The organism is Streptomyces sp. NBC_00162, from assembly GCF_024611995.1.
GTDB lineage: Bacteria > Actinomycetota > Actinomycetes > Streptomycetales > Streptomycetaceae > Streptomyces.
The window spans coordinates 6,946,416-6,970,717 of sequence record NZ_CP102509.1 but is presented as its reverse complement, the minus strand read 5'-3'; the positions used below and the strand labels follow the sequence as shown (position 1 = coordinate 6,970,717).

The following is a 24,302-nucleotide window of genomic DNA, read 5'->3' as shown; positions in this document are numbered from 1 at the left end:
CAATAGGCGGGACAGCTAGCCGAAACACTGCGTGAACACATGTCGTATAAACTCCGCAAACGAGGCAGAGAGTTGGCGCGCGGCCATTGCCCCTCAGCCCCCCTCTGGCCCCAGAATGCGACAGCGCCGTCCGCACCTGCCCCCGTTCCACCGGTCTCCCAAGTGAGAGGCGACCCACCATGCCGCTGCATGTCCCTCCGGCCCCCGCGCCCGCCCTGCGCAGCGTCCTCGCGGCTCTCGGTTCCCCCACCGCCGTCCACGAGGCACACACTCCCGCCCTGCGCGCGCTCCAGGGGCCGGTGACCGCCGAACTCCCCTTGCCGGTCCACGTACTCGACCGGCTGAACATCTCGGACCTGGCGTCCGGCGGCAGGCCGCCCCGCACCCGCCTCACCGGCTGGCGGTTCCTCATCCGCGGCGGGGACCGCTACGTCGCGGCCGCCGACACCCGGCTCACACCGGACGGCTGGGCCTTCTCCCACTTCTTCGAGGGACCGTACGTCGCGGCCACCGAACGTGCCCTGCGCCAGGCCGAGTCCCTCGGCAAGGCGTACCAGCCGCGGCTGCTGTCCGTACCGGAGCTGTACATGCTGACCCTGTGGCTGCACGGGGCGGTGGGCGCCGACGCCTCCGCCGGCCTGCCCGCCGGCGAGGACCTGCTGGTGCCGCTGGCCCCGGCCCCGCCCGGCATCGCCGCGTACCGGCCGCATCCGGTCTCCGAGCTGCTGCCCGTGCTGACCCACCGGCTGACCCCCGCGACGGCGCCGGTCCCGCCCTCGCTGGCCGCCCCTGCGGCCTGACCTGGCCGGTGACCCGAGTTGCCCATTCGGCCTAGCCCGCTCGGGCCACTGGCGAACCATCCAAAATGACAGGGGAGTTGGCCTGAACCGCCCGCACGAGTGATGCGTCATCAATCTATGAGGACAGCTGCGGGAAATACCTGCGAAGCGGCTGTCGTGGGGGAAGACTGAGGACACGCTCCCCGCGGGTGCGGGGATGACCCAGGGGGACGGCCATGAACGACGCATCGCGCCGTAGCACGCAGACCACACCGCAGCGAAAGAACCCATCCATGTGCCAGCACCAGCCAGCCTGCCCGTCAGCCGAATCCGCCGACCGGGAGGCCGCGCTTCCGGTGGCCAACCACCCGGAACAGGGCTGGAGCCTGCTGTGCAACGGCGTCCTGCTCTTCGAGGACACCGGTGAGCTGCTGCCTGACGGCCAGATCATCGCCCCGCACCGCCCGCTCGCAGCGGCCCAGGTGATGAAGGCTGCCTAGACGCGAGCGGCACACCGACCGCGGCAACGACGAAGGGGCCGGCCCGGGATGACTCCCCGGACCGGCCCCTTGTTCATGCTCAGTTGTCGTACTCGTCCAGCGGCGGGCAGGAGCACACCAGGTTCCGGTCGCCGAAAGCGCCGTCGATGCGGCGCACCGGCGGCCAGTACTTCTCAGCGGCCGTGACCCCGCCCGGGAAGACGGCCTCGTCACGGGTGTACGGGTGGTTCCACTCGCCGCCCAGCGCCGCCGCGGTGTGCGGGGAGTTGGCCAGCGGGTTGTCGTCCACCGGCCACTCGCCGGCCGCGACCCGCTCGATCTCGGCGCGGATGGCGATCATCGCGTCGCAGAAACGGTCGATCTCGGCGAGGTCCTCGGACTCCGTCGGCTCGATCATCAGCGTGCCGGCCACCGGGAAGGACATGGTCGGCGCGTGGAAGCCGTAGTCGATCAGACGCTTGGCGATGTCGTCCACGCTCACGCCCGTCGACTTCGACAGCGGACGCAGGTCGATGATGCACTCGTGCGCGACCAGGTTGCCCGGGCCGGTGTACAGCACCGGGTAGTGCGGCTCCAGGCGCTTGGCGATGTAGTTGGCGCCGAGCACGGCCACCTGGGTGGCGCGCTTGAGGCCCTCGCCGCCCATGAGGCGCACGTACGACCAGGAGATCGGCAGGATGCCGGCCGAACCCCACGGAGCGGCCGAGATCGGGCCGACGCCCGTCTCCGGACCGGCGGTCGGCTGGAGCGGGTGGTTGGGCAGGTACGGGGCCAGGTGCGCCCGGACACCGACCGGGCCGACGCCCGGGCCGCCGCCGCCGTGCGGGATGCAGAAGGTCTTGTGCAGGTTCAGGTGCGAGACGTCGCCGCCGAAGTGACCCGGCTTGGCCAGGCCCACCAGGGCGTTGAGGTTGGCGCCGTCCACGTAGACCTGGCCGCCGGCCTCGTGCACCTGGGCGCAGATGTCGGCGACGTGCTCCTCGAACACACCGTGCGTGGAGGGGTAGGTGATCATCAGCACGGCGAGCTCGTCGCGGTACTGCTCGATCTTGGCGCGCAGGTCCGCCGCGTCCACCTCGCCGTCGTCGGCGGTCTTGACGACGACGACCTTCATGCCGGCCATCACGGCGCTGGCGGCGTTGGTGCCGTGCGCGGAGGACGGGATGAGACAGATGGTGCGCTGCTCGTCGCCGTTCGCGCGGTGGTAGGCGCGTACGGCGAGCAGCCCGGCCAGCTCACCCTGGGACCCGGCGTTGGGCTGGATGGACACCTTGTCGTAACCGGTGACCTCGCAGAGACGTTCCTCCAGCTCGGTGATGAGCGTGAGGTACCCCTCGGCCTGCTCGACCGGGGCGAACGGGTGCAGCTGGCCGAACTCGGGCCAGGTCACCGGCTCCATCTCGGTGGTCGCGTTGAGCTTCATGGTGCAGGAGCCCAGCGGGATCATGCCGCGGTCCAGCGCGTAGTCCTTGTCCGAGAGCTTGCGCAGGTAGCGCAGCATCGCGGTCTCGGAGCGGTGCTGGTGGAAGACCGGGTGCGTCAGGTAGTCGTCCGAGCGCAGCAGGCCCTCGGGCAGGGTGTCGGCCGCGGTCTCGTCGAGCGCCTCGATGTCGGCGGTGACACCGAAGGCGGCCCAGACGGCCTCGACGTCCGCGCGCAGGGTGGTCTCGTCGCAGGCGACGGAGACGAGGTCGGCGTCGGCCTGGTACAGGTTGACCCCGCCCTCGCGGGCGGCGGCGACGACCTCGGCCGCGCGGCCCGGGACGCGGGCCGTGATCGTGTCGAAGTAGGCGCCGTGCACGATCTCGACCCCGCCGGCCTTCAGGCCCGCGGCGAGCAGAGCGGCATAGCGGTGGGTGCGGCGGGCGATCGTCCGCAGGCCGTCCGGGCCGTGGTAGACGGCGTACATGGCGGCCATGACGGCCAGCAGCACCTGCGCGGTGCAGATGTTGCTGGTGGCCTTCTCGCGGCGGATGTGCTGCTCGCGGGTCTGCAGCGCCAGGCGGTACGCCTTGTTGCCGTCCGCGTCCACGGAGACGCCGACGAGGCGGCCCGGCAGCGAGCGGGCGTGCTTGGCCTGGACGGCCATGTAACCGGCGTGCGGTCCGCCGAAGCCCATCGGGACACCGAAGCGCTGCGTGGTGCCGACGGCGATGTCCGCGCCCAGCTCGCCCGGGGAGGTCAGCAGGGTCAGCGCGAGCAGGTCGGCCGAGACGGTGACGATCGCGCCGAGCTCGTGCGCCTGGTCGATCAGCGGCTTGATCTCCCGTACGGCACCGGAGGCGCCCGGGTACTGGAGCAGCACGCCGAAGACACCGCGCTCGGCGATCTCGGCCGGGATGCCGTTCGAGAGGTCCGCGACGACGACCTCGACGCCCGTGGGCTCGGCGCGGGTCTCGATCACGGCGATGGTCTGCGGCAGCGCGTCCGCGTCGATCAGGAAGACGCCGTCCTTGACCTTGCCCACCCGGCGCGCGAGGGACATGGCCTCGGCGGCCGCGGTGCCCTCGTCGAGCAGCGAGGCACCGGAGGTCGGCAGCCCGGTGAGGTCGGCGACGACGGTCTGGAAGTTCAGCAGCGCCTCGAGGCGGCCCTGCGAGATCTCGGGCTGGTACGGCGTGTACGCCGTGTACCAGGCCGGGTTCTCCATCACGTTGCGCAGGATCACCGGCGGCGTGAAGGTCCCGTAGTAGCCGAGCCCGATCATCGAGGAGAGGACCTGGTTGCGGTCGGCGAGCGAGCGCAGCTCGGCCAGCACCTCGGCCTCGGTCAGCGCCTCGGGCAGGTTCAGCGCTTCGGTGGTCTTGATGACATCCGGCACCGCGGCGGCGGTCAGTTCGTCCAGGGAGCCGTAGCCCACCTGGGCGAGCATCTTCGCCTGCGCCTCGGCATCCGGGCCGATGTGGCGCTGCTCGAAGGGGATGCCTCGCTCCAGCTGGGAGAGCGGAATGCGGTTGGCGGTCATGACGGAGGCCTCCTGGTCGTATGACCTGCGAGGGGCACCACGGCGCGGGCACCCGGACGGCCTCCCCCTCTGTCATCTCAACCTGAGAGTTTCACCGGGCCGCACGGGGAACACCCGCGAGGTCCGGCTTTCACCGTCGGTGAGGAGGGGAACCGGCACTGCGCGCCCGGTACCCGCCCCTGCTTTCCAGAGTGGCCTCGTCCGTGCGGTACGTATGCCTGAGAGATTCCGGGGAGGATTTGCTCCTTCGGCGCCTCCGTCAAGATCACTCGGAGGACTCTCCCGCACAGGGTCGACAGCCATCACCCAGCCTACCAGCGAGGATCTGGCTCCTCCCCGAGTGGCCTCAGCTCCCGAAATGCACTTCTGTAGTCATTACGGAGGAGTTGCGACCATTTGGAGGGACCGTGCAGACCGACATCGATCCGCGCAGCCTGATCGGCCGCAAGGCGTTCGACCGCAACGGCACCAAGATCGGCACCATCGACGAGGTCTACCTCGACGATGCCACGGGAGTCCCGGAATGGGCGGCCGTCCGGACGGGCCTGTTCAGCCGGGACGCCTTCGTCCCGCTGGAGCCGAGCGAGATGGTCGGCGACACCCTGCGGGTGCCCTTCGACCGCTCCCTGATCAAAGACGCCCCGGACTTCGGGGTCGGCCGCCACCTCTCCCCCGAACAGGAGCTGCAGCTCTACCACCACTACGGCCTGGACGTGACCCTGCCGACGGACTTCCACCACGACTTCGGCCACCTGGCGGGCGACGAGGGCTAGGGCGTCCCGGCCGGCGGCTCCTCCCCCACCAACGGCAGCGGATCGGTCGGCTCCAGCTCGGGGTCGTCCACCCGGAAGGTCCGCACCCGGCCGGGCTCCGATCCGGGCTGCTCGAACCGCACGGTCACCCGCCCGACCCCGCTGCCCTGCACCCACCCGGGCCCGTACACCGCGTGCCGTACGTCGCTCCCGGCCGTCCACCGCCGCTCGGGAGCGGCCTCGGGCCCTCCGGGCACCTCCGCACCCGCCGGGCCCTCCAGAGCCGCGACAGGGGCCCCACCGGGCTCTGCGGCCCCGTCAGGCTCAGCGGCCTCCCTGACCTCCCCCGCCTCCTCCTGAGGCTCAGCGGCCAGCGACTGGGCGAACAGGTCCTCCTGCGTGTAGTCGGCCAGACCGGTCACCCCCACGCCCAGCAGCCGCACCCCGCCCGTGGTGTCCACGCCCTCCAGCAGCCGCGCCGCCGCCTCGCGCACGACCGCGGGGTCGTCCGTGGGCCCCCGCAGCGTCTCGGACCGCGTCAGCGTCGAGAAGTCGTACCTGCGCACCTTCAGCACGATCGTGCGCCCCGAGTGGCCGGACCCCCGCAAGCGCTGCACGCACCGGTCCGCCAGCCGCTGCACCTCGGTCCTGATCCGCACCCGGTCGTGCAGGTCCACGTCGAAGGTGTCCTCCACCGACACCGACTTCGCGTCCCGCTCCGCGACCACCGGCCGGTCGTCGATCCCCAGCGCCATCCGGAACAGCCCCACCCCGTGCGAGCGCCCGAGCATCCGCACCAGCTCGTCCTCCCCGGCCTCCGCCAGGTCCCCCACGGTGGTGATCCCGGCGCGGCGCAGGTGCTCGCCGGTGGCCGGCCCCACCCCCGGCAGGGTCCGTACCGACATCGGCGCCAGGAGCTCCCGCTCGGTCCCCGGCTCGATCAGCAGCAGCCCGGCCGGCTTGGCCTCCTCGGAGGCCACCTTGGCCAGCATCTTCGACCCGGCCAGCCCCACCGACCCGCTGAGCCCGGTGGCGGCCCTGATGTCCGCCCGCAGCCGCTCCCCGGTGACCCGGGCGGTCTGCGAGTCGAAGGCGATCCCACCCGCCTCCAGGTCCACGAAGGCCTCGTCGAGGCTGAGCGGCTCCACCAGCGGCGAGAGCTCTCGCAGCAGGGCCATCACCACGTCGCTGACCTGCCGGTAGAGGCTGAAGCGGGGAATCAGGTAGGCACCGTTCGGGCAGAGCCGCCGCGCCTGCGCCGTCGGCATCGCCGAATGCACCCCGAAGCGCCTGGCCTCGTACGAGGCGGTGGCGACGACCCCGCGCGGTCCGAGCCCGCCCACGATGACGGCCTTGCCGCGCAGGCTCGGCTTCGACGCCTGCTCCACGGACGCGTAGAAGGCATCCATGTCCAGATGCAGGATGGTCGGCGCGGCTCTCACATGACCGATGCTGCCCTACGGGACTGACATTTCCGGGGCCGGTTCAACCGGCCCGGTTGCGGCGGGCGGCCAGTTCGTCCGCGGGGTTGTGCCCGAGCAGGGTCTCGCCGGTGTCCACGCGCTCCCCGTGCAGCTGCGACAGCGCGTTCTCCACGTCGCGCCACACCACGCCCACGGCGATGCCGAAGACACCCTGACCGCCCTGGAGCAGGCTCACGACCTGGTCCGGCGAGGTGCACTCGTACACCGTGGCGCCGTCGCTCATCAGCGTCATCCGCTCGAGGTCCGAGAACCCCCGGTCGCGCAGGTGCTGCACGGCCGTACGGATGTTCTGCAGCGCCACCCCGGTGTCCAGGAAGCGCTTGACGATCTTGAGGACCACGACATCGCGGAAGCTGTACAGCCGCTGCGTCCCCGAACCGTAGGCGGGGCGCACGCTCGGCTCCACCAGCCCCGTCCGTGCCCAGTAGTCGAGCTGCCGGTACGTGATGCCGGCCGCCGCACACGCCGTCGGCCCGCGGTAGCCGATCTGCTCGGGCGCCGGGTCGCCGCCCACCGGTCCGACCGGCGTCGACTCCGGCTGACGGCGCGCGGAACCGACCGCACTGCCGTGCAGCGGGTACGGTCCACCGTCACTCCGTGCGGGGATGCCCCCGGTCGTACCGTCGCCCGTGATCCTCACGCCGACCCTCCGTCCTTGACCTGCCACCTTGAAGGTAGGCAGTCACCAGGGGTGCGTCAACGATCGCCACACTCGGCACGCCGAGTGATAATCACCCTGAGAGTGGTTTCCCGTATCCCTTTGCGGGGAAAGGCTACTCGAATGGGCTGACCGTTCCCGGTGGACGACGCGGCCGGCGTCTCACTGCGGGCCGGTACCGAAGTCCTCTGGCGAGATCTGGTCGAGGAACTCGCGGAACTTCTCCACCTCGTCCTCCTGCTCGTCCGGAATCGCGATCCCGGCGTCGTCGAGCACACCGTCACTGCCGTAGATCGGCGTCCCCGTCCGCAGGGCCAGCGCTATGGCGTCGGAAGGCCGCGCGCTCACCTCGACCCCGCTGGCGAAGACGAGCTCCGCATAGAAGACACCCTCCCGCAGATCCGTGATCCGGACCTCGGTGAGTTCCTCGCCGATCGCCTCCAGCACGTCCTTGAACAGGTCGTGCGTCAGCGGTCGGGCAGGGGCCATTCCCTGCTGCGCAAAGGCAATGGCGGTCGCCTCCCCAGGACCGATCCAGATGGGGAGGTACCGGTCGCCTCCCACTTCACGCAGGAGCACGATCGGTTGGTTGGAGGGCATTTCCACCCGGACACCCACAACGTCGAGCTCGTTCACACAGTAACCCTAGGACCTGCCCGGCAGGTTTGGGTAGTCGGGGCCCTTTCCCTCACGGCAGCCGGACCCCGAGGGCGGTCTGCACCAGGGCCTCGTGGAGCCGTACGGAAAGCCCCGCGAGCTCCTTCATCGTGGCTTCGGCATGCGCCCTGGTCTGCGGATTGCGGTGCCGCCTCAGGGGCGCCACGACCTGCTCCACCAGGCCCGCCTCCCGGTCCGCGGCGGCCTTCATCGCGCGCAGGTGCCGCGGCTCCAGCCCGAACCGCCCCAGATCGGCCACGAGCCGGGCCACCGTGATCGCTTCGGCGTCGAATCCGCCGCCCGGAGCCTCGGCGAGCAGCCCGTACGACTCCCATTCGACGAGCTGGACCTCGTCCGCGCCGGCGGCCGCGATCAGCTCCGCACGGCCCACCCGGGCCACGGTGGGCCGCTCCCGGCCCACCTCCCCGTAGACGGCCGCGGGCCCTTCGGGATCGACCGACTCCCCGTGCGGCGTGGGCGCCGGGATGCGGATCTGCTCTCCGCGGGCCAGAGCGTCGAGCTGCTCGCGGATGACCTTCAGCGGCAGGTAGTGATCGCGCTGCAGACGCAGGATCCGCGCGAGGCGCTCCACGTCCTCGGTGCTGAACTTGCGGTATCCGGAGGGTGTGCGCCGGGGCTCGACGAGCCCCTCCGCCTCCAGGAAACGGATCTTCGAGATCGTAACTTCGGGGAACTCGTCACGCAGCGTGGTGAGCACCGTGCCGATGCTCACCAGCCGCCCGGCCGGGCCGGCGGTGCCGGCGGTGCCGTTCTTCGGGGCACCGCCGGCCGGGGTACGCAGCATGGGGACCTTCCCTTGGTGGGGGCACCCCCGGACGGAGTCTGGGGGAGGTCAGACGCCCCGCAGGCTCGCGTAGAAGACCAGCCGGTACTTGCCGATCTGCACCTCGTCGCCGTTGTGCAGGGCGACGGAGTCGATCGGCTCACGGTTCACGTACGTGCCGTTGAGGCTGCCGACGTCGGCGACGGTGAAGCCGCCTTCCTGGCTCCTGCGGAATTCGACATGGCGCCGGGAGACGGTGACGTCGTCCAGGAAGATGTCGCTCTGCGGGTGCCGGCCCGCCGTGGTCAGCTCACCGTCCAGCAGGAAGCGGCTACCGGAGTTGGGACCGCGCCGCACGATGAGCAGGGCGGAACCCGGAGGCAGCGCTTCCACCGCGGCCTGGGCCTCGGGGGACAGCGAGGACGACACGTGCGCTTGTCCGGACACCTCGGCCTCGTAGGCCTCGAGGCCCGAGATCGAGATGGTGGACGTGGTCTCCGAGGCACGCTCCGGCGTCAGACCCGCCCGCAGCGGCGCGCCGCAGTTGGAGCAGAAGCGGCTGGCCGCATCGCTGCGGTGTCCGCACCTGCTGCAAACCTGCTCGGCCGACATGGACGGCTCCTCGCGCCGCGGCTGCCCCGCGGAGGCATTGGTGGCATACGGATCGGGGGCAAACCCTCCACCCGTACTTGAGGTTGATGGTTCACCGAAACCTATGCGTCCGGTACCAGCAGGGTCAACAGACGACGCGCCGTGGCCGCCCGAAATGTCACCCCCGCCCGCGACCTCGTCGCGGAAGAGCGGCCGGTCGCCCTGCCCTTCCACATCGCCGTGCCCGGCACGGTGACGTGCCGGACCGCTTTCCTCGCGGTTCTTCTTGCCGAACAACTTCTCAAACAACTTCACGGGCGATTCCCCTTGACCGAAACAGACCCGCCCGTGGGGCAGGACGAACTCCGAATGCACAACCTGCCGACCCGGACATTCTCACAACGTCCGTAACCACCAGACAGTTTCCACCACGCACCGCGACTTCGGTGCGCCGACCCCCCGCAGGCATCCGCCCGCGTGAGCCGCTCCACACTCCGCTCCGCTTCCTCACGATGACGACCGAGCGTAGTCAGGCTGCTTCGCAGCACGCAAGGCATCCACAATGATCTTCGCCGACCGTGTGACGGCGACGGTGGCCTGTTCCTTCTCCAGTGTCTGGACGACGCCGCCGGGGATGTTGAGCGCGGGCTCAAGATCCTGCGGCTTGCCGATCACCCTGAACTCGTAGGGCTGTGTGATCTTCTTACCGTCGATCCCGACCCCGCCGTTCTCGTCCGAGAAGTACGAGCCCGCCACCACGCGCACACCGTTGATCTGGATCGCCTCGGCCCCGGCCGCCCGCAGCTCCTGAAGCGTGTCCAGCAACTGGTCGGACCGCACCAGGCCCTTGGGGTCGGTGATCTTCAGCGTGATACCAGGCCCCTGGGCTGCCACCGTACCGGCCAGGATGCCGAGTTGGCGCTCCTTCTCCACGGTCTGCTTCCGGGCCTCCTCGGCCTGGTTGGAGCTGCTCTCCAGCTCCTTGCGCTGATCTTCCAGCCGCTGCTTCTCGTCCTCCAGGCGCTTGGTCCGCCCGTCCAGCTCGTCGAGGATCCGTACGAGGTCCTCCTGGCGGGCCCCGCGCAGCGCACTGGAGTCACTGGTCGACCTCACCTGGATGGCCAGCCCGAGGCCCAGGACGAACAGCAGCAGCGCGACGATCAACTGGGCCCGGCTCACCCGCGGCGGCCACAGCCCGGCCGCGAGCCGCTGCCGGCCCGTCTCCTCGGGCGGAGCCACTGGCTCGGGCGGAGCCACCGGCTCGGGCGACGCGGGCGCGCTGGGCGGAACGGGAGTCCCGGAGCCCTCGGGCCCCGTCGGCCCCTCGGACCGCTCCGGCGGAGTGTCGTTCGTACTCATCGGCCTCACGCCCGGAACACGTGCCGGCGAATGGCCGCGGCATTGGAGAAGATGCGAATGCCGAGGACCACGACCACGCCCGTGGACAGCTGCGAGCCGACTCCCAGCTTGTCGCCGAGGAAGACGATCAGCGCGGCCACGACCACGTTCGACAGGAACGACACCACGAAGACCTTGTCCACGAAGATGCCGTCCAGCATGGCGCGCAAGCCCCCGAACACCGCGTCCAGCGCCGCCACCACGGCGATCGGCAGATAAGGCTCCACCACGGCCGGTACTTCGGGCCGGACCAGAAGTCCGACCACCACTCCGGCCAAGAGGCCCAGTACCGCGATCACGATGCACCCTTCTGCTGCTCTGCTGCTGTAGCTGTACGTACGGTCAGGCTCGACGCGGCCGGCAACCGCACCTCGTCCGCGGCGGACAGGGTGTAGCGGATCCCGTAGCTCTCCTGCAGCACGTGCAGGTACTGGCCGTCCGCCGAGTCCTGGAACGCGGTGCCGAGCCGCTTCTTGTCCCCCACCGCCAGCACTTCGTACGGCGGCACCAACGGCCTGTTGTCGACCAGTATCGCGTCACCCGCGGCCCTGATCGCCGACAGCGACGTCAGCCGCTGCCCGTTGATGGAGACGGCCTCCGCCCCGGACTGCCACAGCCCGTTGACGATCTTCTGCATATCGCGGTCGCGGAGCCGGCCGGTGTCCGAGAAGCCGGTGCTCTCACGCGGTCCGCCGCCGCCCGACGAGGCGCCCTTCGCGTCGTCCACGACCAGCTTGATCCCGGGACCGCGCACCTCCGTGGCACCGGACAGCAACGCGACGAGCTCGCCCTGGCCGCTGCCGGGCTGCTTGAGCGCGGCCCGCTGGCGGTCCTCGACATCGGTCCGCAGCCGCTCGATGTCCCGCTCCAGACCGTCCGCGCGCTCGTCGGCCCGCTGCACGCGGTCGATCAGCTCCTGACGTTCCTTGGCCAGCACCGGCGCGGCTATGCGCGCCTCCGCGGCACCCAGCGTGACGACCATGGCGGCGAGCACGAGACCGGCGGCGAGCCCCAGTTTGGCCTTGAGGGTGCGCGGGAGGCCCGCCGTACCCTCCGCCTCACGCCGGGCCGCGGACTCCGCATAGCCCTCGTCGAGACTGTGGTCCATCACGTGCGTCAGCAGCGACATGGAGGCGTCCGGGCGCGCGGGCGCAGGAGACGCCGAACTCCGGTTGTGGGGCGGCTGCGACATGCCGCACATCGTCGCATGTCGGCGGCGCACACACCGAATGCGCCCGTCCCGCGAGACCGGGCGGGGAACCCTCCCCGCCCGGCCCCCGGGACTTTGGTCCTCGCGCGGCACTCAGTGCCCGGCGCCGTCCACCACGCCCGCCCACTCGTCGAGCAGGGCCTGCGCCGAAGCGTCGTCGGGACCTTCGGCCCACAGGTGGGTGACCGCTTCTGCCGGGTCCGGCAGGACCAGCGCCCAGCGCCCGTCGGCCTCCACGACCCGCACCCCGTCGGTGGTGTCCACCTGCCGGTCGCCCGCCGCCTCCACGACGCGGCGCATCACGAGCCCCTTCACCGCCCACGGCGTCGGCACGTCCCGCTTGAGCACGTGCGCCCGCGGAATCCTCGCGTCTATCTGGCTGAGAGTGAGCTGCGTACGAGCCACCAGCCCGAGCAGCTGCACGAAGGCCGCGGACCCGTCGAAGACGCTGCTGAACTCCGGAACGATGAACCCGCCGCGGCCGTCCCCGCCGAAGATGGTGTTCTCCGCACGGCCCACCCGGGTCAGGTCGTCGGGCGAGGTCGTCGTCCACTCCACCTGCGTGCCGTGGTACGCGGCCACCTGCTCGGCGACGCGCGTGGTGGTCACCGGCAGCGCGACCTTGCCGCTGCGCTTGGCCGCGGCCACCAGGTCGAGCATCACCAGCAGGGCCCGGTCGTCCTCGATGATCCGCCCGCGCTCGTCCACCAGGGAGATCCGCTCTCCGACCGGGTCGAAGCGCACGCCGAAGGCGGCCCGCGCCGAGGCCACGATCTCCCCGAGCCGCACCAGCCCGGCCCGCCGGGACTCGGCGGTCTCCGTCGGCCTGGATTCGTCGAGTCCGGGATTGATCGTCAGCGCGTCCACACCGAGCCGGCCCAGCAGGCTGGGCAGCACGAGCCCGGCGCTGCCGTTGGAGGCGTCCACGACCACCTTGAGCCCGGCGTCGGCGATCCCGGTGGTGTCGACCCTCCGCAGCAGCGAGCCGGTGTAGGCGTCGAAGACGCTGCCCGGGAACTGCAGGTCGCCGATCTCTCCGGGGAACGCCCGCCGGTACTCCTGGCGCGCGTACACCCGGTCGAGCTTGCGCTGCTGCTGGAGCGAGAGGTCCGCCCCGCGCTCGTCCAGGAACATGATGTCGACGGAGTCCGGCACACCGGGCGAGGTCCGCAGCACGATCCCGCCCGCGCTACCGCGTGCGGTCTGCTGCCGCGCCACGGGCAGCGGTACGTTCTCCAGGTCGCGTACGTTGATGGCGCTGGCCTGGAGCGCCGAGATCACCGCCCGCTTGAGCGCTCTCGCGCCTCGGGAGTGGTCACGCGCGGTGGTGACCGTCGCGCCCTTCTTCAGGGTCGTCGCATAGGCGCCGGCGAGCCGGACCACCAGCTCGGGGGTGATCTCCACGTTCAGGATTCCGGAGACCCCGCGCGCCCCGAAAAGATGCGCCTGTCCGCGCGACTCCCAGATGACCGACGTGTTGACGAAGGCGCCGGCCTCGATCGTCTTGAACGGGTAGACCCGAACGTTGCCCTGGACAATCGATTCCTCACCGACGAGGCACTCGTCCCCGATGACGGCGCCGTCCTCGATCCGCGCGGCCCGCATGATGTCGGTGTTCTTGCCGATGACACAGCCGCGGAGATTGCTGTGGGGCCCGATGTACACGTTGTCGTGGACGACGGCCCGGTGCAGGAAGGCACCGCTCTTGACGACGACGTTCGACCCGATGACCGTGTGCTCGCGGATCTCGACCCCGGCCTCGATCTTGGCGTAGTCCCCGATGTACAGGGGCCCGCGCAACACCGCGTCCGGGCTGACCTCGGCCCCTTCGGCGATCCACACCCCGGGCGAGATCTCGAAGCCGTCCATCTCGACCTCGACCTTGCCCTCGAGCACGTCGGCCTGCGCCTTGACGTAGCTCTCGTGCGTGCCGACGTCCTCCCAGTAGCCCTCGGCCACGTAGCCGTAGATCGGCCGGCCTTCCTTCATGAGCTGCGGGAACACGTCACCGGACCAGTCCACCGAGACGTCCGGGTCCACGTAGTCGAAGACCTCGGGCTCCATGACGTAGATGCCGGTGTTGACCGTGTCGGAGAAGACCTGGCCCCAGGTCGGCTTCTCGAGGAAGCGCTCGACCTTGCCCTCCTCGTCCACGATCGTGATGCCGAATTCCAGTGGGTTCGGCACCCGGGTGAGGCACACCGTGACGAGTGCGCCCTTCTCCTTGTGGAAGCGGATCAGATCGGTGAGGTCGAAGTCGGTGAGCGCATCGCCGGAAATGACGACGAAGGCGTCATCCTTCAAGGCTTCCTCGGCGTTCTTCACACTGCCGGCGGTGCCGAGTGGCTTCTCCTCGTTGGCATAGGTGAGCTCCATTCCGAGCTCTTCGCCATCCCCGAAGTAGTTCTTGACGAGCGACGCCAGGAACTGCACGGTGACCACGGTCTCGCTGAGCCCATGGCGCTTGAGCAGCCTCAGCACGTGCTCCATGATCGGCCGGTTGGCCACCGGCAGGAGCGGCTTGGGCATGCTCGAGGTCATGGGGCGAAGACGCGTACCTTCGCCACCGGCCATCACGACGGCCTTCATGTCGGAAGAGTCCTCCTAGAGAGATGACGGTCGAGCCGACCCCACCCGTCTCGGACGGTGACTCCGCAACTCCTCCGCGTCATCCGGCGCCTGACGAGCTCAATCGGCCGTGGCGTCCGCCTTCACGAGACGGCGGACTTGAACCACGTAAAGGATTCCTGCCCACCAATAGAGGGTTGTACCCCATCCGGCGAACGCCCATCCGAAAACTGACCCCGTCCAGGCCAACCAACCCGTGCCGTCACTGAGCAGCAGCAAGGGGAACGCGTACATCAGGTTGAAGGTCGCGGCCTTGCCGAGGAAGTTGACCTGCGGCGGCGGATAGCCGTGGCGGCGCAGGATCCACACCATGACCAGCAACATCAGCTCGCGTGCGAGCAGGGCCCCCGTGAGCCACAGCGGCAGAATCTCGCGATAGGTCAGACCGAAGAGCGTCGACAGGATGTACAGCCTGTCCGCGGCCGGATCCAGCAGCCGGCCGAGCTTGCTGATCTGATTCCAGCGCCGGGCGAGCTTCCCGTCGAGGTAGTCACTGATCCCGCTGAGCATGAGGACGGCCAGGGCCCACCCGTCGTACTCGGCGAGGATCAGCCACAGGAACAGGGGCACGCCGGCCAGGCGAGCCATGCTCAGGACGTTCGGAATGGTGAAAATTCGGTCAGTCTGAACCCGAGTCTCCTGGACCTCCACCCGGGGGCCTCCACTGTGACGGTAGAAATGGTCGTTCGATGTCCCTTGACCCTACAGGAGACCGCACACGTGTCCTGAACGCAGAAAAGCCCCGCACCGAACCCGTAAGGGTTTGGTGCGGGGCTTCCCGCAATGATTGTTCGGCGGCGTCCTACTCTCCCACAGGGTCCCCCCTGCAGTACCATCGGCGCTGAAAGGCTTAGCTTCCGGGTTCGGAATGTAACCGGGCGTTTCCCTAACGCTATGACCACCGAAACACTATGAAATTTGAACGCTGGCTATGGACACAGCTGTTCGTTATTTCAGAACTAACACAGTGGACGCGAGCAACTGAGGACAAGCCCTCGGCCTATTAGTACCAGTCAGCTTCACCCGTTACCGGGCTTCCACATCTGGCCTATCAACCCAGTCGTCTACTGGGAGCCTTACCCTCTCAAGGAGGTGGGAATACTCATCTTGAAGCAGGCTTCCCGCTTAGATGCTTTCAGCGGTTATCCCTCCCGAACGTAGCCAACCAGCCATGCCCTTGGCAGGACAACTGGCACACCAGAGGTTCGTCCGTCCCGGTCCTCTCGTACTAGGGACAGCCCTTCTCAATATTCCTACGCGCACAGCGGATAGGGACCGAACTGTCTCACGACGTTCTAAACCCAGCTCGCGTACCGCTTTAATGGGCGAACAGCCCAACCCTTGGGACCGACTCCAGCCCCAGGATGCGACGAGCCGACATCGAGGTGCCAAACCATCCCGTCGATATGGACTCTTGGGGAAGATCAGCCTGTTATCCCCGGGGTACCTTTTATCCGTTGAGCGACGGCGCTTCCACAAGCCACCGCCGGATCACTAGTCCCGACTTTCGTCCCTGCTCGACCCGTCGGTCTCACAGTCAAGCTCCCTTGTGCACTTACACTCAACACCTGATTGCCAACCAGGCTGAGGGAACCTTTGGGCGCCTCCGTTACCCTTTGGGAGGCAACCGCCCCAGTTAAACTACCCATCAGACACTGTCCCTGATCCGGATCACGGACCGAGGTTAGACATCCAGCACGACCAGAGTGGTATTTCAACGGCGACTCCACCCCAACTGGCGTTGGGGTTTCAAAGTCTCCCACCTATCCTACACAAGCCGAACCGAACACCAATATCAAACTATAGTAAAGGTCCCGGGGTCTTTCCGTCCTGCTGCGCGAAACGAGCATCTTTACTCGTAGTGCAATTTCACCGGGCCTATGGTTGAGACAGTCGAGAAGTCGTTACGCCATTCGTGCAGGTCGGAACTTACCCGACAAGGAATTTCGCTACCTTAGGATGGTTATAGTTACCACCGCCGTTTACTGGCGCTTAAGTTCTCAGCTTCGCACGCCCGAAAGCGCACTAACCGGTCCCCTTAACGTTCCAGCACCGGGCAGGCGTCAGTCCGTATACATCGCCTTACGGCTTCGCACGGACCTGTGTTTTTAGTAAACAGTCGCTTCTCGCTGGTCTCTGCGGCCACCCCCAGCTCAGGAAGCAAGTTCCCTCACCAGTGATGGCCCCCCTTCTCCCGAAGTTACGGGGGCATTTTGCCGAGTTCCTTAACCATAGTTCACCCGAACGCCTCGGTATTCTCTACCTGACCACCTGAGTCGGTTTAGGGTACGGGCCGCCATGAAACTCGCTAGAGGCTTTTCTCGACAGCATAGGATCATCCACTTCACCACAATCGGCTCGGCATCAGGTCTCAGCCTTAATGAGGGACGGATTTGCCTACCCCTCGGCCTACACCCTTACCCCGGGACTACCACCGCCCGGGCTGGACTACCTTCCTGCGTCACCCCATCGCTTACCTACTACAAGTCTGGTTCGTCGGCTCCACCACTTTCCTTTCCCCGAAGGGTCCGGAACGGCTTCACGGACTTAGCATCGCCTGATTCGATATTGGGCGTTTCAAAGCGGGTACCGGAATATCAACCGGTTGTCCATCGACTACGCCTGTCGGCCTCGCCTTAGGTCCCGACTTACCCTGGGCAGATCAGCTTGACCCAGGAACCCTTAGTCAATCGGCGCACACGTTTCTCACGTGTGTATCGCTACTCATGCCTGCATTCTCACTCGTGAACCGTCCACAACTAGCTTCCGCTGCTGCTTCACCCGGCACACGACGCTCCCCTACCCATCACAGCGGGCGTTGGCCCTATTGCTGCAATGACACGACTTCGGCGGTACGCTTGAGCCCCGCTACATTGTCGGCGCGGAATCACTTGACCAGTGAGCTATTACGCACTCTTTCAAGGGTGGCTGCTTCTAAGCCAACCTCCTGGTTGTCTCTGCGACTCCACATCCTTTCCCACTTAGCGTACGCTTAGGGGCCTTAGTCGATGCTCTGGGCTGTTTCCCTCTCGACCATGGAGCTTATCCCCCACAGTCTCACTGCCGTGCTCTCACTTACCGGCATTCGGAGTTTGGCTAAGGTCAGTAACCCGGTAGGGCCCATCGCCTATCCAGTGCTCTACCTCCGGCAAGAAACACACGACGCTGCACCTAAATGCATTTCGGGGAGAACCAGCTATCACGGAGTTTGATTGGCCTTTCACCCCTAACCACAGGTCATCCCCCAGGTTTTCAACCCTGGTGGGTTCGGTCCTCCACGAAGTCTTACCTCCGCTTCAACCTGCCCATGGCTAGATCACTCCGCTTCGGGTCTAGAGCGTGCAACTCAATCGCCCTATTCGGACTCGCTTTCGCTACGGCTTCCCCACACGGGTTAACCTCGCTACACACCGCTAACTCGCAGGCTCATTCTTCAAAAGGCACGCAGTCACGACCGTTGTTCCGAAGAACAACGGCGACGCTCCCACGGCTTGTAGGCACACGGTTTCAGGTACTATTTCACTCCGCTCCCGCGGTACTTTTCACCATTCCCTCACGGTACTATCCGCTATCGGTCACCAGGGAATATTTAGGCTTAGCGGGTGGTCCCGCCAGATTCACACGGGATTTCTCGGGCCCCGTGCTACTTGGGAGATTCTTAAGCAAGCCGCTGATGTTTCGTCTACGGGGGTCTTACCCTCTACGCCGGACCTTTCGCATGTCCTTCGACTACATCAACGGTTTCTGACTCGCCGACCGGCCGGCAGACCGATCAAAAGAATTCCCACAACCCCGCATGCGCAACCCCTGCCGGGTATCACACGCATACGGTTTGGCCTCATCCGGTTTCGCTCGCCACTACTCCCGGAATCACGGTTGTTTTCTCTTCCTGCGGGTACTGAGATGTTTCACTTCCCCGCGTTCCCTCCACATGCCCTATGTGTTCAGGCATGGGTGACAGCCCATGACGACTGCCGGGTTTCCCCATTCGGACACCCCCGGATCAAAGCTCAGTTGGCAGCTCCCCGGGGCCTATCGCGGCCTCTCACGTCCTTCATCGGTTCCTGGTGCCAAGGCATCCACCGTGCGCCCTTAAAAACTTGGCCACAGATGCTCGCGTCCACTGTGTAGTTCTCAAACAACGACCAGCCACCCATCACCCCACCAGACAAGCTAGTGAGTTCACTGGGGCCGGCACTGAAGACATGACCTCACGGCCGTACCTTCAGGACCCAACAACGTGCCAGACACGATCCCGTCCACTGTCACTGTTTTCCACGCCGAAGCAGTACTCACAGGAAGTTTCAGAAACCGTGCCAAATAATCAACGTTCCACCCATGAGCTGACCGTGCAGAACATTTGTCTGCAATCGGTACTGTGCTCCTTAGAAAGGAGGTGATCCAGCCGCACCTTCCGGTACGGCTACCTTGTTACGACTTCGTCCCAATCGCCAGTCCCACCTTCGACAGCTCCCTCCCTTACGGGTTGGGCCACCGGCTTCGGGTGTTACCGACTTTCGTGACGTGACGGGCGGTGTGTACAAGGCCCGGGAACGTATTCACCGCAGCAATGCTGATCTGCGATTACTAGCGACTCCGACTTCATGGGGTCGAGTTGCAGACCCCAATCCGAACTGAGACCGGCTTTTTGAGATTCGCTCCACCTCACGGTATCGCAGCTCATTGTACCGGCCATTGTAGCACGTGTGCAGCCCAAGACATAAGGGGCATGATGACTTGACGTCGTCCCCACCTTCCTCCGAGTTGACCCCGGCGGTCTCCTGTGAGTCCCCATCACCCCGAAGGGCATGCTGGCAACACAGGACAAGGGTTGCGCTCGTTGCGGGACTTAACCCAACATCTCACGACACGAGCTGACGACAGCCATGCACCACCTGTATACCGACCACAAGGGGGGCACTATCTCTAATGCTTTCCGGTATATGTCAAGCCTTGGTAAGGTTCTTCGCGTTGCGTCGAATTAAGCCACATGCTCCGCCGCTTGTGCGGGCCCCCGTCAATTCCTTTGAGTTTTAGCCTTGCGGCCGTACTCCCCAGGCGGGGAACTTAATGCGTTAGCTGCGGCACCGACGACGTGGAATGTCGCCAACACCTAGTTCCCAACGTTTACGGCGTGGACTACCAGGGTATCTAATCCTGTTCGCTCCCCACGCTTTCGCTCCTCAGCGTCAGTAATGGCCCAGAGATCCGCCTTCGCCACCGGTGTTCCTCCTGATATCTGCGCATTTCACCGCTACACCAGGAATTCCGATCTCCCCTACCACACTCTAGCTAGCCCGTATCGAATGCAGACCCGAGGTTAAGCCTCGGGCTTTCACATCCGACGTGACAAGCCGCCTACGAGCTCTTTACGCCCAATAATTCCGGACAACGCTTGCGCCCTACGTATTACCGCGGCTGCTGGCACGTAGTTAGCCGGCGCTTCTTCTGCAGGTACCGTCACTTTCGCTTCTTCCCTGCTGAAAGAGGTTTACAACCCGAAGGCCGTCATCCCTCACGCGGCGTCGCTGCATCAGGCTTTCGCCCATTGTGCAATATTCCCCACTGCTGCCTCCCGTAGGAGTCTGGGCCGTGTCTCAGTCCCAGTGTGGCCGGTCGCCCTCTCAGGCCGGCTACCCGTCGTCGCCTTGGTGGGCCATTACCCCACCAACAAGCTGATAGGCCGCGGGCTCATCCTTCACCGCCGGAGCTTTCAACCCCTGCCCATGCAGGCAGGAGTGGTATCCGGTATTAGACCCCGTTTCCAGGGCTTGTCCCAGAGTGAAGGGCAGATTGCCCACGTGTTACTCACCCGTTCGCCACTAATCCACCCCGAAGGGCTTCATCGTTCGACTTGCATGTGTTAAGCACGCCGCCAGCGTTCGTCCTGAGCCAGGATCAAACTCTCCATGAATGTTTACCCGTAATCGGGTGCACACATCACGTAGAGCGGGCCAGCCATGGTCGGAATAAGACCGACTGACCACTGCGTCCTCGCTGTGTAATTGCCTGCAAGCACCCCGAAACGGAGCCTCACAGGTCTTTTTCAAAGGAACCTCATCCACCGAAGTGGACGGGGTATCAACTTTTGGCGTTGATTTTTGGCACGCTGTTGAGTTCTCAAGGAACGGACGCTTCCTTTGTACTCACCCTCTCGGGCTTTCCTCCGGGCTTTCGTTCTGTGTTCTTGCGTTTCCGACTCTATCAGACCCTTTCGGGCCCGATTTCCTCGGTGCTTTCCAGGTCCTGCGCTTTCGCGCTTTCCCTTTCCGGCGGTTCCGACCTTAGCAGTGATTTTCCGTCGCTCTGACCACTCGCCGAATTGCCGGAAGGCATGACGGAAGCAATCGAGATCAAGATCAAGACTGAAGAGGAAGGAGTCCCGTCCATCCAGCGTTCGCGAAAAGTTCACGCGAAGCACCGTGGCGGGAGTCACGACAGTACAGGCCGTGCGGTGCCCAAGCAAATCGATTCAGGCGTATGGTCTAGTCCACCGGTCTAGTCCACTAGTCTCCGTGCCGAAGGGCCAGTCCGGATCGGGACCGACATCGGGCGAACCCGAACATCTAGTGACTTATCCTTCGGAAGAGTACGCCGTTCGCGACAGGTAGTGACGGCGACACTGAGAAGCTCCACCCCTGGGAGGCCCCCATGACCAGCGTGACGTCCCCACTTGCCGGGCGCGCCATCGGACTCGCGGCAGTGCCCGATCCGGTGTTCTCCGGCTCCATGGTGGGACCGGGCACCGCTATTGATCCCGTGCGCGAGCCCTCGGAGGCGGTGTCCCCCGTTGATGGTGTGGTCGTCTCCCTGCACCCGCACGCGTACGTCGTAGTCGACGGCGAAGGCCACGGTGTGCTCACGCACCTGGGGATCGACACCGTTCAGCTCAACGGCGAGGGCTTCGAGCTGCTCGTCAACAAGGGCGACACCGTGAGCCGCGGCCAGGCCGTCATCCGTTGGAACCCGCAGGCCGTCGAAGAAGCCGGCAAGTCGCCGATCTGCCCGATCGTGGCGCTGGAGGCCTCCGCGGAGTCCCTCTCCGACGTCGTCGAGTCCGGGGACGTGAAGGCCGAAGAGGTCCTCTTCAGCTGGAAGTGACCTTGTCCGCCCTCACAGGCGAGTCGGACATCCACCGCGGCGGCTGGGCCCGCCGCTCAATCGGAGACGGGTGAAATGGAGACAACGCTGCGAGGCGTCGGCGTGAGCCACGGTGTGGCGATCGGCGAGGTTCGGCACATGGGTACGGCGGTCCTCGAGCCGCCGGCCAAGCAGATCACCGCGGCTGAGGCGGAGCGCGAGCAGGGGCGCGCCCGCAAGGCCGTGGAGGCTGTTTCGGCCGACCTGATCGCGCGCGGCCAGCTGGCCGGTGGCGAGGCTCAGCACGTGCTCGAGGCCCAGGCGATGATCGCCACGGACCCCGAGCTGATGGCGGACGTCGACCGGCGGATCGCTGTCGGCAGCACCGCCGAGCGCGGTATCTACGACGCGTTCGCCTCCTACCGCGACCTGCTCGCGGGGGCCGGTGAGTACATGGCCGGCCGGGTGGCCGACCTGGACGACGTACGGAACCGCATCGTGGCGCGGCTGCTCGGCGTGCCGATGCCGGGTGTGCCGGACAGCGACGAGCCGTACGTACTGATCGCGCGGGACCTCGCTCCCGCCGACACGGCTCTGCTCGACCCCGCGCTCGTCCTCGGCTTCGTCACCGAGGAGGGCGGTCCGACCAGCCACAGCGCGATCCTCGCGCGGGCGCTGGGCGTGCCGGCGATCGTGGCGCTGCCGGGTGCCGGTGAGATCGCCGAGGGCACGGTCATCGCCGTCGACGGCAGCACCGGTGACCTGTTCGTCGAGCCGAGCGACGAGAAGCGGGCCGAGCTGGAGGCCTCGGCGGCCGAGCGGAAGGCCGCGCTGGCCGCGTCGTCCGGTCCGGGTGCGACCTCCGACGGTCACAAGGTGCCGCTGCTGGCCAACGTCGGCGGTCCGGCGGACGTGCCGGCCGCCGTCGAGGCCGGGGCCGAGGGTGTGGGCCTGTTCCGCACCGAGTTCCTGTTCCTGGACGACAGCAGGAAGGCTCCCTCCGAGGAAAAGCAGATCGAGTCCTACCGCAAGGTGCTCGAGGCCTTCCCCGAGGGCCGTGTCGTCGTGCGTGTGCTCGACGCCGGTGCCGACAAGCCGCTGGACTTCCTGACCCCCGCCGACGAGCCGAACCCGGCGCTGGGTGTGCGCGGTCTGCGCTCCCTGCTGGACCACCCGGACGTGCTGCGTACGCAGCTCACCGCGCTGGCCAAGGCCGCCGAGGGGCTGCCGGTCTACCTCGAGGTCATGGCCCCGATGGTGGCGGACCGGATCGACGCCAAGGCTTTCGCGGACGCGTGCCGCGAGGCGGGTCTCCGGGCGAAGTTCGGCGCGATGGTGGAGATCCCGTCCGCCGCGCTGCGGGCGCGCTCGATCCTCCAGGAGGTCGAGTTCCTGTCGCTGGGCACCAATGACCTGGCGCAGTACGCCTTCGCCGCCGACCGCCAGGTCGGTGCGGTCTCGCGGCTCCAGGACCCGTGGCAGCCGGCGCTGCTCGACCTGATCGCCATGTCGGCGGAGGCCGCGAAGGCCGAGGGCAAGAGCTGCGGCGTCTGTGGTGAGGCCGCCTCCGACCCGCTGCTCGCCTGTGTGCTGACGGGTCTGGGTGTCACCTCTCTCTCGATGGGTGCCGCTTCCATTCCCTACGTGCGGGCGACGCTCGCCAAGTACACCCTCGCCCAGTGCGAGCGTGCCGCTGCCGCGGCGCGTGCGTGCGACAGCGCCGAGGAGGCCCGCGTGGCCGCCCAGGCGGTGCTGTCCGGCGAGTAGCCGGTGTGTTCGGCCGAGGGGCCTTCGCCGGTGGCGAGGGCCCCTCGGTCGTTTCCTGTTCCGGGTTCGACCGCTCAGTGGTGCGGGCCGGGGCCGTCCACCTCGAAGCCGGGGCAGTACTCGACGCCCGGTTCGGGGGCGACGGGCTCCCCGGTGTCGGCGTCCGTGCAGTAGGCGTTGAACACGGCCGCGGCCGAGAGCACGGTGAGGCGGCCGCGGTCCAGCCGCCAGCCGTGGACCCGGTCGCGGTGGTCCTCGGTGGTGCTCCGCAGGACCAGTCCCCCTGATCCGCCGAGGGCGAGTCCGGCGGCCAGGACGGTCACGAAGTCGAGGCCGTCGCGGCCCTCGATGCGGGGCGGGGCCTCGGGGTCGGGGCCGGTCTCGGCGTGGAGGACGGCGACGAGCTGTTCCGCCTCGGTCGGGACGCTGCAGACGAGGTGGTGCCGGCCGGGGCCGGCTCCCGCCATGAGCCGCCGGAGCGCGGCGGCGGCGCGTTCGAAGGAGGCGTGGCCGATGTCCTCGCCGCAGTCGGCGCAGGTGCCGGCTTCGGCCAGGAGCATGGTGGCGTACTCCCAGGTGGCCTGGCGGACGGCCTCGTCCACGAGGAGGGGGACGAGATCGTCGATGGGCTGGCCCGCGTAGGGCAGGACGGCGCCGCTGCCCGCCAGTTCCGCGGTGAAGCGGGTGCGGGCGTCTGCGGTGTCCGGGTCGTGGCCGGACTCCGTACAGAAGTCGGCGTACTCCTCGGGGTCGAAGAGGGCGACCGTGGTGTGGATGCCCTGGGCCGCGAGGGACCGGAGCAGGCCCTCCACGTGGCGGAGGTAGTCCCGGTGGTCGTCGAAGACGAAGCTCCGGTAGTCGCGCATGGCCGCGAAGTCCCCGGCGTCGGCCAGGAGGCCGACGGTGCTGGGGACCTCGCGGCGCAGCCTGCGGCGCCGGTCGGTGCCGACGGTCCGCGTGGTCGTGCTGGTCCTCGTGCTGTTGTTCTTCTGTGGCATGGCTCCCCCTGAGCGGCGCGATCACTTGCTCACTCAGAGTAATCATCGCCA

17 protein-coding genes, 3 rRNA genes and 1 riboswitch are annotated in these 24,302 nt (G+C 67.2%); of the genes, 5 read left to right on the top strand and 15 right to left on the bottom strand.

All coding sequences use genetic code 11. From position 1 onward, the window contains the following. Positions 1–179 precede the first annotated feature (179 nt). Positions 180–800, top strand: a complete 621-nt coding sequence (locus tag JIW86_RS32380; protein ID WP_257557391.1) for a hypothetical protein — start codon at positions 180–182, stop codon at positions 798–800. A 272-nt stretch (positions 801–1,072) separates the two neighbouring features. Then, positions 1,073–1,279, top strand: a complete 207-nt coding sequence (locus JIW86_RS32375) for a DUF5999 family protein (protein WP_285444628.1) — start codon at positions 1,073–1,075, stop codon at positions 1,277–1,279. Positions 1,280–1,358: 79 nt separating this feature from the next. Here JIW86_RS32375 and gcvP read toward each other — a convergent pair whose 3' ends face one another. Continuing rightward, positions 1,359–4,244: an aminomethyl-transferring glycine dehydrogenase gene (gene gcvP, locus JIW86_RS32370; protein ID WP_257557387.1), complete on the bottom strand. Its 2,886-nt coding sequence runs from the start codon at positions 4,242–4,244 to the stop codon at positions 1,359–1,361. Positions 4,245–4,440: 196 nt separating this feature from the next. Continuing rightward, positions 4,441–4,539: riboswitch (glycine riboswitch) on the bottom strand. A gap of 112 nt (positions 4,540–4,651) precedes the next feature. Between gcvP and JIW86_RS32365 the strand changes: the two genes are divergently transcribed. Next, on the top strand, positions 4,652–5,017 hold the full coding sequence (locus tag JIW86_RS32365; protein WP_215149697.1) for a PRC-barrel domain-containing protein: 366 nt from the start codon (positions 4,652–4,654) through the stop codon (positions 5,015–5,017). Here JIW86_RS32365 and JIW86_RS32360 read toward each other — a convergent pair. The 13 genes from JIW86_RS32360 to JIW86_RS32300 all read right to left on the bottom strand — a co-directional run bounded on the left by JIW86_RS32360 (position 5,014) and on the right by JIW86_RS32300 (position 20,320). Next, positions 5,014–6,438 carry a DNA polymerase IV gene (locus JIW86_RS32360; RefSeq protein ID WP_257557384.1) on the bottom strand — a complete coding sequence of 475 codons (1,425 nt, stop codon included), beginning with the start codon at positions 6,436–6,438 and terminating at the stop codon, positions 5,014–5,016. The genes JIW86_RS32365 and JIW86_RS32360 overlap by 4 nt on opposite strands. 43 nt (positions 6,439–6,481) lie before the next feature. Beyond that, positions 6,482–7,120, bottom strand: coding sequence for a MerR family transcriptional regulator (locus tag JIW86_RS32355; RefSeq protein WP_215149695.1), 639 nt, complete (start codon positions 7,118–7,120; stop codon positions 6,482–6,484). A 180-nt stretch (positions 7,121–7,300) separates the two neighbouring features. Then, positions 7,301–7,774, bottom strand: a complete 474-nt coding sequence (locus JIW86_RS32350) for a bifunctional nuclease family protein (protein ID WP_030009777.1) — start codon at positions 7,772–7,774, stop codon at positions 7,301–7,303. Positions 7,775–7,826: 52 nt separating this feature from the next. Then, the gene (locus tag JIW86_RS32345; RefSeq protein WP_257557380.1) at positions 7,827–8,600 is read right to left on the bottom strand and encodes a MerR family transcriptional regulator; all 774 of its coding nucleotides are present in this window, start codon (positions 8,598–8,600) and stop codon (positions 7,827–7,829) included. Between the two features lie 48 nt (positions 8,601–8,648). Beyond that, on the bottom strand, positions 8,649–9,191 hold the full coding sequence (locus tag JIW86_RS41740; RefSeq protein WP_285444627.1) for an FHA domain-containing protein: 543 nt from the start codon (positions 9,189–9,191) through the stop codon (positions 8,649–8,651). Positions 9,192–9,677: 486 nt separating this feature from the next. Next, a complete protein-coding gene (locus tag JIW86_RS32335; protein WP_257557379.1) occupies positions 9,678–10,529 on the bottom strand; it encodes a DUF881 domain-containing protein in 852 nt (283 codons plus the stop codon). 5 nt (positions 10,530–10,534) lie between these two features. Next, a complete protein-coding gene (locus tag JIW86_RS32330; protein WP_007262894.1) occupies positions 10,535–10,867 on the bottom strand; it encodes a small basic family protein in 333 nt (110 codons plus the stop codon). Continuing rightward, a complete protein-coding gene (locus JIW86_RS32325) occupies positions 10,864–11,769 on the bottom strand; it encodes a DUF881 domain-containing protein (protein ID WP_257559520.1) in 906 nt (301 codons plus the stop codon). Before JIW86_RS32325 ends, JIW86_RS32330 begins: the two co-directional genes overlap by 4 nt. Before the next feature lie 102 nt (positions 11,770–11,871). Further along, positions 11,872–14,367: a mannose-1-phosphate guanyltransferase gene (locus tag JIW86_RS32320; RefSeq protein ID WP_215149691.1), complete on the bottom strand. Its 2,496-nt coding sequence runs from the start codon at positions 14,365–14,367 to the stop codon at positions 11,872–11,874. Between the two features lie 99 nt (positions 14,368–14,466). Further along, positions 14,467–15,057, bottom strand: a complete 591-nt coding sequence (locus tag JIW86_RS32315) for a CDP-alcohol phosphatidyltransferase family protein (protein WP_257557375.1) — start codon at positions 15,055–15,057, stop codon at positions 14,467–14,469. A 138-nt stretch (positions 15,058–15,195) separates the two neighbouring features. After that, positions 15,196–15,312: ribosomal RNA gene (gene rrf, locus JIW86_RS32310) — 5S ribosomal RNA — on the bottom strand. Between the two features lie 77 nt (positions 15,313–15,389). After that, positions 15,390–18,512: ribosomal RNA gene (locus tag JIW86_RS32305) — 23S ribosomal RNA — on the bottom strand. Positions 18,513–18,795: 283 nt separating this feature from the next. Then, a 16S ribosomal RNA gene (locus JIW86_RS32300) occupies positions 18,796–20,320 on the bottom strand. Together the 16S, 23S and 5S rRNA genes form the textbook arrangement of a ribosomal RNA operon. A 737-nt stretch (positions 20,321–21,057) precedes the next feature. Between JIW86_RS32300 and JIW86_RS32295 the strand changes: the two genes are divergently transcribed. After that, positions 21,058–21,507 (top strand): PTS sugar transporter subunit IIA, encoded by a 450-nt coding sequence (locus JIW86_RS32295; RefSeq protein ID WP_257557373.1) that lies wholly within the window; start codon positions 21,058–21,060, stop codon positions 21,505–21,507. A gap of 75 nt (positions 21,508–21,582) precedes the next feature. Further along, a complete protein-coding gene (gene ptsP, locus JIW86_RS32290; protein WP_257557371.1) occupies positions 21,583–23,253 on the top strand; it encodes a phosphoenolpyruvate--protein phosphotransferase in 1,671 nt (556 codons plus the stop codon). Between the two features lie 74 nt (positions 23,254–23,327). Here the strand turns inward: ptsP and JIW86_RS32285 are convergent, their stop codons facing one another. Further along, entirely contained in the window at positions 23,328–24,251 is a 924-nt protein-coding gene (locus tag JIW86_RS32285) for a hypothetical protein (RefSeq protein ID WP_257557369.1), read from the bottom strand. Positions 24,252–24,302 lie beyond the last annotated feature (51 nt).